This window comes from Escherichia sp. E10V10 (assembly GCF_004211985.1).
GTDB lineage: Bacteria > Pseudomonadota > Gammaproteobacteria > Enterobacterales > Enterobacteriaceae > Escherichia.
The window spans coordinates 598,109-611,794 of sequence record NZ_RHJO01000001.1; the positions used below are offsets into that span (position 1 = coordinate 598,109).

15 protein-coding genes, 3 tRNA genes and 1 pseudogene are annotated in these 13,686 nt (G+C 47.4%); 13 read left to right on the forward strand and 6 right to left on the reverse strand.

Translation table 11 applies throughout. The annotated features are described in order from the left end of the window. Positions 1 to 35: 35 nt before the first annotated feature. Together yecF and D9736_RS23520 are read right to left on the reverse strand one after the other, a co-directional pair. The gene (yecF, locus tag D9736_RS02730; RefSeq protein WP_000106474.1) at positions 36 to 260 is read right to left on the reverse strand and encodes a DUF2594 family protein YecF; all 225 of its coding nucleotides are present in this window, start codon (positions 258 to 260) and stop codon (positions 36 to 38) included. Next, positions 247 to 381: a hypothetical protein gene (locus D9736_RS23520; RefSeq protein WP_240731141.1), complete on the reverse strand. Its 135-nt coding sequence runs from the start codon at positions 379 to 381 to the stop codon at positions 247 to 249. The genes yecF and D9736_RS23520 overlap by 14 nt, the downstream gene beginning before the upstream one ends. Before the next feature lie 338 nt (positions 382 to 719). On the opposite strand from D9736_RS23520, the gene uvrY reads away from it, so the two are divergent. The 7 genes from uvrY to yecA all read left to right on the forward strand — a co-directional run bounded on the left by uvrY (position 720) and on the right by yecA (position 5,124). Further along, positions 720 to 1,376, forward strand: a complete 657-nt coding sequence (gene uvrY / locus D9736_RS02735) for a UvrY/SirA/GacA family response regulator transcription factor (RefSeq protein ID WP_064529316.1) — start codon at positions 720 to 722, stop codon at positions 1,374 to 1,376. Further along, positions 1,373 to 3,205, forward strand: coding sequence for an excinuclease ABC subunit UvrC (gene uvrC / locus D9736_RS02740; RefSeq protein WP_130208553.1), 1,833 nt, complete (start codon positions 1,373 to 1,375; stop codon positions 3,203 to 3,205). Before uvrY ends, uvrC begins: the two co-directional genes overlap by 4 nt. Positions 3,206 to 3,261: 56 nt before the next feature. Then, entirely contained in the window at positions 3,262 to 3,810 is a 549-nt protein-coding gene (gene pgsA, locus D9736_RS02745) for a CDP-diacylglycerol--glycerol-3-phosphate 3-phosphatidyltransferase (RefSeq protein WP_001160187.1), read from the forward strand. A 151-nt stretch (positions 3,811 to 3,961) separates the two neighbouring features. After that, a tRNA-Gly gene (locus D9736_RS02750) sits at positions 3,962 to 4,037 on the forward strand. A gap of 54 nt (positions 4,038 to 4,091) precedes the next feature. Further along, positions 4,092 to 4,165, forward strand: a tRNA-Cys gene (locus tag D9736_RS02755). Between the two features lie 11 nt (positions 4,166 to 4,176). Beyond that, a tRNA-Leu gene (locus tag D9736_RS02760) sits at positions 4,177 to 4,263 on the forward strand. A 195-nt stretch (positions 4,264 to 4,458) separates the two neighbouring features. Beyond that, complete coding sequence (yecA, locus tag D9736_RS02765; RefSeq protein WP_130223579.1) at positions 4,459 to 5,124, forward strand: UPF0149 family protein YecA; 666 nt, start codon at positions 4,459 to 4,461, stop codon at positions 5,122 to 5,124. Between the two features lie 93 nt (positions 5,125 to 5,217). Here the strand turns inward: yecA and tyrP are convergent, their stop codons facing one another. Further along, on the reverse strand, positions 5,218 to 6,429 hold the full coding sequence (gene tyrP / locus D9736_RS02770) for a tyrosine transporter TyrP (protein WP_130208549.1): 1,212 nt from the start codon (positions 6,427 to 6,429) through the stop codon (positions 5,218 to 5,220). 189 nt (positions 6,430 to 6,618) lie between these two features. Between tyrP and D9736_RS02775 the strand changes: the two genes are divergently transcribed. Next, a complete protein-coding gene (locus tag D9736_RS02775) occupies positions 6,619 to 6,858 on the forward strand; it encodes a YecH family metal-binding protein (RefSeq protein WP_130208547.1) in 240 nt (79 codons plus the stop codon). A gap of 37 nt (positions 6,859 to 6,895) precedes the next feature. Here D9736_RS02775 and ftnA read toward each other — a convergent pair whose 3' ends face one another. Further along, the gene (gene ftnA, locus D9736_RS02780; RefSeq protein WP_000917207.1) at positions 6,896 to 7,393 is read right to left on the reverse strand and encodes a non-heme ferritin; all 498 of its coding nucleotides are present in this window, start codon (positions 7,391 to 7,393) and stop codon (positions 6,896 to 6,898) included. A gap of 178 nt (positions 7,394 to 7,571) precedes the next feature. Further along, the gene (yecR, locus tag D9736_RS02785) at positions 7,572 to 7,895 is read right to left on the reverse strand and encodes a YecR family lipoprotein (protein WP_130257641.1); all 324 of its coding nucleotides are present in this window, start codon (positions 7,893 to 7,895) and stop codon (positions 7,572 to 7,574) included. A 253-nt stretch (positions 7,896 to 8,148) separates the two neighbouring features. Here yecR and azuC point away from each other — a divergent pair, with 253 nt between their 5' ends. After that, positions 8,149 to 8,235 (forward strand): stress response protein AzuC, encoded by an 87-nt coding sequence (gene azuC / locus D9736_RS02790; RefSeq protein WP_010723106.1) that lies wholly within the window; start codon positions 8,149 to 8,151, stop codon positions 8,233 to 8,235. A gap of 115 nt (positions 8,236 to 8,350) precedes the next feature. Next, positions 8,351 to 8,602: a DUF2766 family protein YecJ gene (yecJ, locus tag D9736_RS02795; RefSeq protein WP_064529310.1), complete on the forward strand. Its 252-nt coding sequence runs from the start codon at positions 8,351 to 8,353 to the stop codon at positions 8,600 to 8,602. 82 nt (positions 8,603 to 8,684) lie between these two features. On the opposite strand, the gene D9736_RS02800 is transcribed toward yecJ, so the two are convergent. Next, complete coding sequence (locus tag D9736_RS02800; RefSeq protein ID WP_130208543.1) at positions 8,685 to 9,188, reverse strand: non-heme ferritin-like protein; 504 nt, start codon at positions 9,186 to 9,188, stop codon at positions 8,685 to 8,687. A gap of 792 nt (positions 9,189 to 9,980) precedes the next feature. Here D9736_RS02800 and araF point away from each other — a divergent pair. The 3 genes and pseudogenes from araF (at position 9,981) to araH (ending at position 13,556) form a co-directional block, all read left to right on the forward strand. After that, a pseudogene (araF, locus tag D9736_RS02805) lies at positions 9,981 to 10,970 on the forward strand (arabinose ABC transporter substrate-binding protein AraF). A gap of 70 nt (positions 10,971 to 11,040) precedes the next feature. Continuing rightward, on the forward strand, positions 11,041 to 12,555 hold the full coding sequence (gene araG / locus D9736_RS02810; RefSeq protein WP_130218664.1) for an arabinose ABC transporter ATP-binding protein AraG: 1,515 nt from the start codon (positions 11,041 to 11,043) through the stop codon (positions 12,553 to 12,555). A gap of 14 nt (positions 12,556 to 12,569) precedes the next feature. Beyond that, the gene (gene araH, locus D9736_RS02815) at positions 12,570 to 13,556 is read left to right on the forward strand and encodes an arabinose ABC transporter permease AraH (RefSeq protein ID WP_130208537.1); all 987 of its coding nucleotides are present in this window, start codon (positions 12,570 to 12,572) and stop codon (positions 13,554 to 13,556) included. Positions 13,557 to 13,686 lie beyond the last annotated feature (130 nt).

Consider the following 13,686-nt stretch of genomic DNA (forward strand, 5'->3'; position numbering starts at 1 on the left):
ACCGGCTGAAAGGTGTGCTTTCAGCCGGTTTTATATTACTGACGGTAGGCCTGTTTAATTTGCTTAACCGTTTTGGAAAATACCGCAGCCTGGGTTTCGTCTTCGATCAGCGCAAGCTGTTTTTCCATCTTTAACATCACGCGGCCCGCGTCAGCTTGTCCCATCGCCTGCAGCATCAGCGTCAGCATCGCTTTCAGGCAGGAGACTTCATTTGCCAGTTCTTGATTATTCTCGGCAGTAGAAAAATCAGGCGTACTCATTTATTTTCCTCGTCATGTTGCAATGAAAATTTGCAGTAAAAAATGTTAAGGCGGCGGAGTATACCATAAGCTTTGCTAAAAATAGCAGTGGTTGTTTTTTGGTCGCTGAATCATCATTGATATTAAATTATTTAATATAGTGGTTAATAAATATTTATATCATGAATGTTTTTTGTGCGTATTTATTGAGTTAATTAATGTTACATATTCATGCTGATGATTTTTCATTTGTGCTGAATGAAGTCAATTTTTGTCACATTTCAGTCTAACAGACAGGTTACAACGCCCCGGAAGCTTTTTGGTGACGGACGTGATCATAACTGTGGACAATCGAATTATCAAAAATGAGAGAAAAATCGAATACCCACCATTTTTAACGTTTCAAAGTTGCAATAAAACCCGCTAATATACGGATGACTAACTATCAGTAGCGTTATCCCTATTTCTGGAGATATTCCTTTGATCAACGTTCTACTTGTTGATGACCACGAACTGGTGCGCGCAGGGATACGACGCATTCTGGAAGATATAAAGGGTATTAAAGTCGTTGGTGAGGCTTCCTGTGGTGAAGATGCCGTTAAGTGGTGCCGGGCAAATTCCGTCGACGTGGTGCTAATGGACATGAGCATGCCTGGCATTGGCGGCCTTGAGGCGACGCGTAAAATCGCCCGTTCAACCGCAGATGTCAAAATCATCATGCTTACGGTTCACACCGAAAACCCTTTACCAGCAAAAGTCATGCAGGCTGGCGCTGCGGGCTATCTAAGCAAAGGTGCGGCCCCGCAGGAGGTGGTGAGCGCGATTCGTTCTGTCTATTCTGGGCAGCGTTATATTGCTTCTGACATTGCGCAACAAATGGCGTTAAGCCAGATCGAACCAGAAAAAACAGAAAGCCCATTTGCCAGTTTGTCTGAACGCGAATTGCAGATTATGCTGATGATTACCAAAGGCCAGAAGGTCAATGAGATTTCAGAACAGCTTAATCTCAGCCCGAAAACGGTGAACAGCTATCGCTACCGTATGTTCAGTAAATTAAACATTCATGGCGATGTTGAGCTGACTCACCTGGCTATTCGCCATGGTTTGTGTAATGCGGAGACGTTAACAAGTCAGTGAGTGTTCAGTTTGACGCAAAAGCGTTTTTAAAAACCGTCACCAGCCAGCCGGGCGTATATCGCATGTATGATGCTGGTGGTACGGTTATTTATGTCGGTAAAGCGAAAGACCTGAAAAAACGGCTTTCAAGCTATTTCCGTAGCAATCTCGCTTCGCGCAAAACGGAAGCGTTGGTCGCCCAGATCCAGCAAATCGATGTCACGGTGACTCATACTGAAACCGAAGCATTATTGCTGGAACACAACTACATCAAACTCTATCAGCCGCGTTACAACGTTTTGTTACGCGACGACAAATCTTACCCCTTTATTTTCCTCAGTGGCGATACACATCCACGTCTGGCGATGCATCGCGGTGCGAAGCACGCCAAGGGAGAGTATTTCGGCCCGTTCCCGAATGGTTATGCGGTGCGTGAAACTCTGGCGTTGCTGCAAAAGATTTTTCCCATTCGCCAGTGCGAAAATAGCGTTTATCGCAATCGCTCGCGTCCATGTCTGCAATACCAGATAGGGCGCTGCCTTGGGCCGTGCGTGGCCGGGTTGGTTAGCGAAGAAGAGTATGCCCAGCAGGTTGAATATGTGCGCCTGTTTTTATCGGGTAAAGACGATCAGGTGCTTAAGCAACTGATTAGCCGCATGGAAACAGCCAGCCAGAATCTGGAGTTTGAAGAAGCGGCACGTATTCGCGACCAAATTCAGGCGGTGCGACGCGTCACCGAAAAACAATTTGTCTCTAATACGGGCGACGACCTTGATGTTATTGGCGTGGCGTTCGATGCTGGTATGGCATGTGTCCATGTTTTGTTTATTCGTCAGGGCAAAGTGCTCGGTAGCCGTAGCTATTTTCCGAAGGTGCCGGGCGGTACGGAACTGGGCGAAGTCGTGGAAACCTTTGTTGGTCAGTTCTATTTACAGGGCAGCCAGATGCGCACTCTCCCGGGTGAGATCCTGCTCGATTTTAATCTTAGCGATAAAACGCTGCTCGCCGATTCATTATCAGAACTGGCGGGGCGCAAGATAAACATTCAGACCAAACCGCGAGGCGACAGGGCGCGTTACCTGAAACTTGCGCGGACGAATGCAGCAACAGCGTTAACCACCAAACTTTCGCAGCAATCAACCGTTCATCAGCGACTGACAGCGCTTGCCAGCGTGTTGAAATTGCCGGAAGTGAAACGGATGGAATGTTTCGATATCAGCCATACGATGGGCGAACAAACCGTTGCCTCGTGCGTGGTGTTTGATGCTAATGGTCCACTGCGTGCGGAGTATCGGCGCTATAACATCAATGGCATTACGCCGGGCGATGATTATGCGGCGATGAATCAGGTGTTGCGTCGGCGTTATGGTAAAGCCATCGATGACAGTAAGATTCCGGACGTGATCCTGATTGATGGTGGCAAAGGACAACTTGCGCAGGCGAAAAATGTCTTCGCCGAGCTGGACGTCCCCTGGGATAAAAACCATCCGTTGTTACTTGGCGTTGCCAAAGGGGCCGACCGTAAGGCTGGGCTGGAAACATTGTTCTTCGAGCCTGAAGGAGAGGGCTTTAGCTTACCGCCAGATTCGCCTGCGTTACACGTCATCCAGCATATTCGCGATGAATCACACGATCATGCGATTGGCGGACATCGCAAAAAACGGGCGAAGGTCAAAAATACCAGCACCCTGGAAACCATTGAAGGCGTTGGGCCAAAACGTCGGCAAATGTTGTTGAAATATATGGGCGGTTTGCAAGGTTTACGTAACGCCAGCGTCGAAGAAATTGCAAAAGTGCCGGGTATTTCGCAAGGTCTGGCAGAAAAGATCTTCTGGTCGTTGAAACATTGATGTCTCTGTAGCAACATAGGGGTAATCTTACTGACAACAGATAGTTACCCGTCATTATGCAATTTAATATCCCTACGTTGCTCACACTGTTCCGTGTCATCCTTATCCCATTCTTTGTATTGGTTTTTTATCTACCTGTTACCTGGTCGCCGTTTGCTGCCGCGCTCATTTTCTGCGTCGCGGCGGTGACTGACTGGTTCGATGGTTTTCTGGCGCGTCGCTGGAACCAGAGTACCCGTTTTGGTGCCTTCCTTGATCCAGTAGCAGACAAAGTGCTTGTCGCCATCGCCATGGTGCTGGTAACCGAGCATTATCATAGCTGGTGGGTGACCTTACCGGCGGCAACGATGATTGCCCGTGAAATTATCATTTCTGCTCTGCGTGAATGGATGGCTGAACTCGGTAAACGTAGCAGTGTGGCCGTATCCTGGATTGGTAAAGTCAAAACGACTGCCCAGATGGTCGCGCTGGCCTGGTTGCTGTGGCGCCCGAATATTTGGGTTGAGTACGCCGGTATTGCCCTTTTCTTTGTGGCTGCGGTGCTGACACTCTGGTCAATGTTGCAATATTTGAGCGCTGCTCGCGCAGATTTGCTTGATCAGTGATCGTTTCGGCGCAAATTTCAGCAAACGATCAAAGGTGGTGAAAAATATCGTTGACTCAACGCGTCAGGTAAGTAGAATGCAACGCATCGAACGGCGGCACTGATTGCCAGACGATAATAAAATCAAGTGATTAGCTGATTGCTTGATGATTGCGGGAATAGCTCAGTTGGTAGAGCACGACCTTGCCAAGGTCGGGGTCGCGAGTTCGAGTCTCGTTTCCCGCTCCAGTTTAAAAGGCATCGGCATTAAGCGGGTGTCTGGCTGAAAAGCCTAAAGAATTTGGCGCGTTAACAAAGCGGTTATGTAGCGGATTGCAAATCCGTCTAGTCCGGTTCGACTCCGGAACGCGCCTCCAATTTTTCCCGAGCCCGGATGGTGGAATCGGTAGACACAAGGGATTTAAAATCCCTCGGCGTTCGCGCTGTGCGGGTTCAAGTCCCGCTCCGGGTACCATGGGAAATACAAGAATAAAATCAAAGCAATAAGCAGTGTCGTGAAACCACCTTCGGGTGGTTTTTTTGTATGTGCAACTTGTCGTTACACCCTCTCTGATTTTTAATCTCCGGGTAATCCACTCGAAAAGTATCTCTATGCCAGACCGACATGTAAGATAGGCGCTGGCGAGTCGAGATCCACAAGGAAAAGCGTATGAAAACTGGACCGTTAAACGAAAGTGAGTTGGAATGGCTGGATGATATCTTGACCAAATACAACACAGACCACGCCATCCTTGATGTGGCAGAGCTGGACGGTTTGTTGACGGCGGTGTTGAGTTCTCCGCAAGAAATTGAACCAGAACAGTGGCTGGTTGCTGTGTGGGGTGGGGCGGATTATGTGCCGCGCTGGGCGTCAGAGAAAGAGATGACGCGCTTTATGAACCTGGCGTTTCAACATATGGCCGATACTGCAGAGCGCCTCAATGAGTTTCCTGAACAGTTTGAACCGTTATTTGGTCTACGAGAAGTTGACGGTAGGGAGCTGACGATTGTCGAAGAGTGGTGCTTTGGCTATATGCGTGGCGTTGCGCTTTCTGACTGGTCAGCATTGCCTGACTCATTAAAACCGGCGCTTGAAGCGATTGCGCTGCATGGTTCTGAGGAAAACTTCGAGCGCGTAGAGAAGATGTCGCCAGAAGCGTTTGAAGAAAGCGTGGATGCCATTCGACTGGCGGCGCTTGATTTGCATGCTTACTGGATGACGCATCCTCAGGAAAAAGCTGTTCAGCAACCGATTAAAGCTGAAGAAAAACCTGGTCGTAACGACCCTTGCCCATGTGGTAGTGGCAAGAAATATAAGCAGTGCTGCCTGCATTAAGAGGCTATATTGGGTGTCAGAATTAACTCTGGCACCCATGTTTTAAGGATGCGGACAAAAATCTGGACTATGTCCATATACACGGCAAAGCATTTATCCCACTTCTGGCAACAATCCTGCCGCAATCAAAAATTGCACGCCAATCACGCCAATGCCACAGATAAACACCAACACCAGTGCGGGACGTCCACCTTTCACCCGATAGCTTGCTTGTGGATTATGCTTCCTGCTCTGCCAGGTCAGCAGTGAAGGAATTATCAACGCTAATACTGCCAGCGCTACGCCAGCATACCCGAGCGCCATTACAAAACCACGTGGATAAAACAGCGCAAACGCCAGTGGCGGCAGAAAGGTAATTACACCGGTTTGCAGTCTTCCACCAACGGTGTTGGAACGCTGAAACAAATCCGCCAGATAATCAAATAAGCCTAACGCTACGCCCAGGAAAGATGTGGCGAGGGCTAAATCAGCGAATAAATGCACTGCCAACTCGACATGCGGCGAGGCCACTACTTCGCGTAATGCCTGTAACAGCCCATTTAATCCAGCATGATTCGCCAGCAGTCCCATAAAGGTTGTTGAATCAATGCTGCCCAGTGTCGCCAGTTGCCAGAAAATATATGCCACCAGAGGGATCGCGCTACCGGTAATAAACACCCAGCGCAATTTACGAATGTTGCCATCCATATAGCTGACGATGCTCGGTACGCTACCGTGAAAACCAAACGAGGTAAAAATCACCGGAATTGCAGATAATGCCAGACCCTGTTGCAGTGGCAGCGTTAGCAGATTGATTTTATGAATATGTGGTAGCAGCAATACCAGCATTAGCACCAGGAAAATAATCTTGGCGCTGAACAAAAAACGGTTAAACAAATCGACCAGCGACGTCCCAACACAAACCACACCACCGGCAACAAAAGTAAACAACAGCACACCAGCGGTTGTGGTCATTGAAATGCCTGTCCAGTCGCTGATGCTGGAGGCAAGCAATTCGCCGGCACCGCTGATATATGCTGCGGTCAGGGCATACATTAAAAACATCATACTGAAGCCGGTCAGCCACTGACCGTAGCGGCCCAGATAGCGTTTTGCGAGCGTGCCTAAGCCGGTATCTGCAGGGACATGCTGATACACTTCCAGCAGTAACAGCGCGGTGTAACACATCAAGGCCCACAGGCCAATTAACAATGTCAGAGTGACGGTAAAACCGACGCCAGCCGCTGCCAGCGGCATTGCCAGCATACCTGCGCCAATTGTGGTTCCCGCCACGATAAAAACACTTCCCAGAGTTCTGTTTTTCACGCTTTCTTCTGTCCTGACGATCTTTATGAGTGATATCTGCGGCGCAGGTTAAGGCATTATCTATACTTCGTCAAATCGACGTTACATCTAGTGTAAATAAAAATGTACAATAAATGCATTCAGAACTGAGCTGGCGCAAAGCCATAAGGCGCGGGGATCGTTACGCTATGCTTTTCTTGAGGAGGAACGATGGAATCGATTCACGGTCATGAAGTGTTAAATATGATGATTGAATCAGGTGAGCAATATACGCACGCCAGCCTGGAAGCGGCGATCAAAGCGCGTTTTGGTGATCAGACACGTTTTCATACTTGCTCGGCTGAAGGGATGACTGCGGGAGAGTTGGTGGCTTTTTTGGCGGAAAAAGGCAAATTTATTCCCTGCGAAGAGGGGTTCTCAACCGATAAAAGTAAGATTTGTCGTCACTGATCTGAAACGGCGGCAGAAAATCTGCCGCCAGAGAAGATTAGTTTTGTGCGTCTAGGGTAGAGAGTTCTTTATCGATGAAATAAAGTCCTTCGCCGCTTTTCCCCGCCAGGCTCAATTTATCAATAATAGATTTGAACAATTTCTCTTCTTCGTGTTGTTCAGATACATACCATTGCAGGAAATTGAACGTTGGGTAGTCCTGATTAGTCATGGCAGCGTGAGCGAGTTCGTTAATTTTTTGCGTAATTAATTGTTCGTGTTTATAGGTTTCCTGGAATAATTCATCAAGTGAAGAATATTCAGCAAACGGTGATTCAACGGTATTAATTCGCGGTAAATTTCCGGTATCGGTCAGGTAATCAAACAGACGCTGCATATGCGTCATCTCTTCCTGGGCGTGGCGACGCAGAAACGCGGCAGCACCTTCGAAGGTGTGATAGCTGCACCATGCGCTCATTTGCTGATAAAGCAGTGAAGAGTAGAGTTCCAGGTTCATCTGCTCATTAAGTTTTTCAATCATTTCTGGTTTCAGCATGATAGTGCTCCACAAAGGTTATATTTGTTGCTGTGGCGCCACTATAATTTGTTATTTTATTATTTGCAAAAGGTAAAATATTAAATTCAATTATTAAAAATGCGAATGTGAATAAAACGCATTAACGCTATTTGTGATGTTAATTAACCAGCGAAGCCTCCCTCGCTGATTAAAATCTTTATTGATAAGCCGAGGGTGTTAAGTATCGGCACTGATACGACAGTGTAAATTGCGTATTCAGACATAATGATCCTGCAAACAAACTACAGTTACTTACAGGTTGCCCAAACGCAAAGGCGCGGGTAAATCCAACCTGCTGACATGCGCGGTTCGCGATTCCCTGATCGAGATAGTTGTCAGTGCGGGCGTGTTGTAAAAAAGCCTGATTGTAAACGAGGCGGACAATGCCACTCGTGGCGTCAACATCGCTCAGGTGAGCCTGACGAGTTACGGTACAGCCCGCTATTGTTAAAAGTGAAAAAACAATTATCAGATGTTTCATGTCACAGCCTGAAGAGGGAGAAGAAACAGGTATTGTACTTGTGGACACAGCCAGGTTATGGACAGAAAAGACGACGGATTAGCGCTATTCCTTGCTTTCTTCAGAACGCACACATCTTGTGGTTATCATTTATGTAACATTAAAGGGGTATTTATGTGATTTGCATCACATAAAGATTGATTTTTGTGATGGATGTCATATTATAAGCAGCAAGAACAATAACACCTGCATAACAAATAATCGGAGTGGCGCGATGAAACTGCGTAAGATCCTGAAAAGCATGTTCAATAATTATTGCAAGACGTTCAAAGACGTACCGCCTGGCAATATGTTCAGATAACAAAAAAACCTGCTTCGGCAGGTTTTTTTGTACCCTGATGCGGGCTGATGTGACTATCGTTGAGGAAGGGAAGCCGCTACTATAACGGCTTTCAAAATGCTATCAGGAGTTTAGGATGTCCCAGCCGCTGAATGCCGATCAGGAACTGGTTTCTGATGTTGTTGCTTGCCAGTTGGTGATCAAACAAATTCTCGACGTGCTCGATGTGATCGCGCCTGTTGAGGTACGTGAAAAAATGTCCAGCCAGCTGAAGAATATTGATTTTACTCACCATCCGGCTGCTGCTGACCCAGTCACTATGCGCGCTATTCAAAAAGCCATCGCGTTGATTGAGCTAAAGTTCACCCCACAAAACGAATCCCATTAAAAAAACCGCTGCCTCAGTAATGTGAGGCAGCGGTTTTCACCACTTTTTTGTATTCGGCGCATCTTTTTATGCGCCGATTTTATTAATGTATCTGATGCGACACGACATTCAGAACATGCTGGTCGGTCTGGACAGGGCACATACCGGCCAGTTTCGCACTGCGCACTTCATCAAGAATGGTTTGCAGTAAGAGGCCATCGTGCTGCTGTTCTTTTTCCAGATCGCGCAGAAAATCGACAGTAGAATCATCATTCAATTCTTTAGCTTCATTTGCTAATTGCGCCAGCGTGCTTGAACGCTGCTCATATTCTTCCAACGTTTTTTGGAAGAGTTCTTCCAGAGAGTTCAGTTTTTCTCCAGGTACATCAATGGCTTTAACGATGGGCGTCGCTCCGACACTTTTCATGAAGTTAAACATGCGCATCATTTGAGTCACGTTACTTTGTGCCTGGGAGCGAAGAAAAGTCGCGGTGCCATTCAGACTTTGTTCAGAACACCAGTTGCTCAGGTGAAGGTAGAGATTGGATGCATAAAACTCGCGGTTCATTTGGGTGTTGAGTTTGAGAAGCATTCCAGTGGTTGCCATACCTAATATCCTTATATCCAGAAGACGAGAGGTGCAAGATAAATCAAAACACCGTAATTACTGTTTGCAGAATAATTCCTTTCTGCGGGTCCGAAATGTGATCCTGGAGTCAATTCTGACGATGATCTGAAATAAGCATAACGTCTGAAGGATTATAAGAAAATCCTTAAATCACCAAGTTTATATTTTTTTACATTTCATTGATTAGAGTTATTGATTTGCAATAACTCTCAATGTTGTGAGTTTCTGTATATCATTGATAGTAAATAAATTTATCAATTTCATGATGCTGTTCTTATATTTTCAGGTATTTTTTCAGTTTTGGGATGATGCTCGCATTATGGATTTATCCATTAATTAATGAAGCTGGTGATAATTTACAGCGAAAGGAATTTTGTCTGGAGTTTTGATACTTCTTCCCTGATTTACCATTCACCTGTAATGCGCAGTATCTTGCCCGAGCAAATTAGATTAAAAAGAAGACACGCCTGAGCTATCAAATGATGCTACAAGGATTTCCAGGCTGATCTTATGGATTAATCTGCTAAGACACTTCTCATTTGTCATACAATTAACGTCTTCTGTATGTCTTTTATTGCTAAATTTATGCACGTTCTCACTGTAATTCTGCGGTGTGATATTGCTCTCCTATGGAGAATTAATTTCTCGCTAAAACTATGCCAACACAGTCACTTACCTTTTCGCCAAAGGTAATGCTTTGTTTTCCGATTGAATTAACAAAAGTTCTTAGGTTTTGCCCTACACAAAATGATGCTAAAGCTGGAGATAACCATGCACAAATTTACTAAAGCTCTTGCAGCCATCGGTCTGGCTGCCGTTATGTCACAATCCGCTATGGCGGAAAATTTGAAACTCGGTTTCCTGGTGAAGCAACCAGAAGAACCGTGGTTTCAGACTGAATGGAAGTTTGCCGATAAAGCCGGGAAAGATTTAGGCTTTGAAGTTATTAAGATAGCCGTACCTGATGGCGAAAAAACACTGAACGCTATTGATAGCCTGGCAGCCAGTGGTGCGAAAGGTTTTGTTATCTGTACCCCGGACCCGAAACTGGGTGCAGCCATCGTGGCGAAAGCGCGTGGCTACGATATGAAAGTTATTGCCGTGGATGATCAGTTTGTTAATGCTAAAGGTAAGCCGGTTGATACCGTTCCGTTGGTGATGATGGCAGCGACGAAAATTGGCGAACGTCAGGGCCAGGAACTGTATAAAGAGATGCAGAAACGTGGCTAGGATGTGAAAGAAAGCGCCGTAATGGCGATTACTGCCAACGAACTGGATACCGCCCGCCGTCGTACTACCGGTTCTATGGACGCGCTGAAAGCCGCCGGATTCCCGGAAAAACAAATCTATCAGGTTCCTACCAAATCTAACGATATTCCGGGGGCGTTTGACGCCGCCAACTCAATGTTGGTTCAGCATCCTGAAGTTAAACACTGGTTGATCGTCGGTATGAACGACAGCACCGTGCTGGGTGGCGTACGCGCGACGGAAGGTCAGGGCTTTAAAGCAGCTGATATTATCGGTATCGGTATTAACGGTGTGGATGCGGTGAGCGAACTGTCAAAGGCACAGGCTACGGGTTTCTATGGTTCACTGCTGCCAAGTCCGGACGTTCATGGCTATAAATCCAGCGAAATGCTTTACAACTGGGTAGCAAAAGACGTTGAACCGCCAAAATTCACTGAAGTTACCGACGTGGTGCTGATCACGCGTGACAACTTTAAAGAAGAACTGGAGAAAAAAGGTTTAGGCGGTAAGTAATCTGCCGGAAAAATTCCCCTCTGCGTAATGCAGAGGGGGTGTAAAACGACCAGTGATTCACGGAGACGTTATGCAACAGTCTACCCCGTATCTCTCATTTCGCGGCATTGGTAAAACCTTTCCAGGCGTCAAGGCGCTTACGGATATCAGTTTTGACTGTTATGCCGGTCAGGTTCATGCATTGATGGGTGAAAATGGCGCCGGAAAATCAACACTTTTAAAAATCCTTAGTGGAAACTATGCGCCAACCACGGGTTCTGTAGTGATTAATGGGCAGGAAATGTCCTTTTCCGATACCACCGCAGCACTGAATGCGGGTGTCGCGATTATTTACCAGGAACTGCATCTCGTGCCGGAAATGACCGTCGCGGAGAACATCTATCTCGGCCAGCTTCCTCATAAAGGCGGCATCGTGAACCGTTCACTGCTGAATTATGAAGCTGGGATACAGCTCAAACATCTGGGAATGGATATTGACCCGGATACGCCGCTGAAATATCTCTCCATTGGGCAATGGCAGATGGTTGAAATTGCCAAAGCTCTGGCACGTAACGCCAAAATTATCGCTTTTGATGAACCAACCAGCTCCTTATCCGCGCGTGAAATAGACAATCTGTTTCGCGTCATTCGTGAACTGCGAAAAGAGGGGCGGGTGATCTTATACGTTTCTCACCGTATGGAAGAAATTTTTGCGCTCAGCGATGCCATCACTGTCTTTAAAGATGGTCGTTACGTCAAAACCTTTACCGACATGCAGCAGGTAGATCATGACTCGCTGGTACAGGCAATGGTTGGTCGCGACATCGGCGATATCTACGGCTGGCAACCGCGCAGCTACGGCGAGGAGCGGTTGCGTCTGGATGCGGTAAAGGCACCAGGCGTGCGTACGCCAATAAGCCTGGCTGTTCGCAGTGGCGAAATCGTCGGTCTGTTTGGTCTGGTGGGGGCAGGGCGCAGCGAATTAATGAAAGGCATGTTTGGCGGTACGCAAATTACCGCTGGTCAGGTTTATATCGACCAACAGCCGATCGATATCCGTAAACCGGGCCACGCCATTGCCGCGGGCATGATGCTCTGCCCGGAAGATCGCAAAGCGGAGGGCATTATTCCAGTGCATTCGGTGCGCGACAATATCAACATCAGCGCTCGTCGCAAACATGTGCACGGCGGGTGCGTGATCAACAACGGCTGGGAAGCCAATAATGCCGATCACCACATTCGTTCTCTCAACATCAAAACACCAGGTGCAGAGCAATTGATCATGAATCTTTCCGGCGGTAATCAGCAAAAAGCCATTTTGGGGCGCTGGTTATCCGAAGAGATGAAAGTCATTTTGCTTGATGAACCTACGCGCGGCATCGATGTGGGGGCTAAACATGAAATTTATAACGTGATTTATGCGCTGGCCGCGCAGGGCGTGGCGGTACTGTTTGCCTCCAGTGACCTGCCCGAAGTCCTTGGTGTCGCCGACCGCATCGTAGTTATGCGGGAAGGTGAAATCGCCGGTGAATTGCTACACGAGCAGGCAGATGAGCGTCAGGCACTAAGCCTTGCTATGCCTAAAGTCAGCCAGGCAGTTGCCTGAGTAAGGAGAATAAGATGTCTTCTGTTTCTACATCGGGTTCTGGCGCACCTAAGTCGTCATTCAGCCTCGGGCGTATCTGGGATCAGTACGGTATGCTGGTGGTGTTCGCAGTGCTTTTTATCGCCTGTGCCATCTTCGTGCCGAACTTTGCCACCTTTATTAATATGAAAGGGCTGGGACTGGCAATCTCCATGTCGGGGATGGTGGCTTGCGGTATGTTGTTTTGCCTGGCCTCAGGTGACTTTGACCTTTCTGTTGCCTCGGTGATTGCCTGCGCAGGCGTAACCACTGCGGTGGTTATTAACCTGACCGAAAGTTTGTGGATTGGCGTGGCGGCAGGTTTACTGCTGGGCGTTCTGTGCGGCCTGGTGAATGGCTTTGTTATCGCTAAATTGAAAATCAACGCCCTGATTACCACGCTGGCGACGATGCAGATTGTCCGTGGTCTGGCGTATATTATCTCTGACGGTAAAGCGGTGGGCATCGAAGATGAAAGCTTCTTTGCACTCGGTTATGCCAACTGGTTCGGCCTGCCTGCGCCAATCTGGCTCACTGTGGCTTGCCTGGTCGTCTTTGGTTTGCTGCTGAACAAAACCACTTTTGGTCGTAATACATTGGCAATTGGCGGTAACGAAGAGGCGGCACGTCTCGCGGGTGTACCGGTGGTCCGTACCAAAATTATTATCTTCGTTCTCTCTGGTCTGGTATCGGCGATTGCCGGGATCATTCTGGCTTCTCGTATGACCAGCGGCCAGCCAATGACGTCTATTGGTTATGAGCTGATTGTTATCTCTGCCTGCGTTTTAGGTGGCGTTTCTCTGAAAGGCGGCATCGGAAAAATCTCATATGTAGTGGCGGGTATCTTAATTTTAGGCACCGTGGAAAACGCCATGAACCTGCTTAATATTTCTCCGTTTGCACAGTATGTTGTCCGTGGCTTAATCCTGCTGGCTGCGGTGATCTTCGACCGTTATAAGCAAAAAGCGAAACGCACTGTTTAATGCTTTATCCGACCATTATTTAGTTCAAAAATCCTCCACAGCCAACCGCCACAACGGTTGGCTGTTCTTTTTGCCAATGGCGAGCCTCGTCACACTGTCTATACTTACATGTCTGTAAAGCGCGTTCTGC